The sequence below is a fragment of the Dellaglioa sp. CoH-57-MRSF-19 genome, assembly GCF_056781975.1.
Genome location: NZ_JBXAXW010000193.1, coordinates 1 through 347, shown reverse-complemented (window position 1 = coordinate 347; position 347 = coordinate 1). Strand labels below are relative to the sequence as shown.

Genomic DNA, 347 nt, shown 5'->3' with positions numbered 1-347 from the left:
GCGGGATACCACGGACACCGAACTTTTCCGGCACCTGCGTGTTCTCGTCAACGTTCAGCTTATTGAACTTGACTCGTCCTTCATACTCAGGTGCCAGTGCCTCAAGAGTCGGCATTAGCATCTTGCACGGACCGCACCACGGTGCCCAGAAGTCGAGCAGGGCATAGCCCTTGTGGTTCACGATCTCGTTTTCGAACGTTACGTCTGTGACCTGATTCAATTCGCTCATACCGATCCTTGCGCCTCTGCCTGCTCGATCGTCAGGCCAAATTTACTTTCGAAATAAACATAGTCATATGCTACGCACAGATCACGGCCGATGCCGGATACCGCGTGCATGAACTCTG

1 protein-coding gene is annotated in these 347 nt (G+C 53.0%); it reads right to left on the bottom strand.

What is annotated here, in order from left to right; all coding sequences use genetic code 11:
• On the bottom strand, window positions 1-229 hold a 229-nt coding region (locus tag AC1RO3_RS08915; protein ID WP_481764069.1), incomplete at its 3' end, for a thioredoxin family protein.
• Window positions 230-347: the final 118 nt, after the last annotated feature.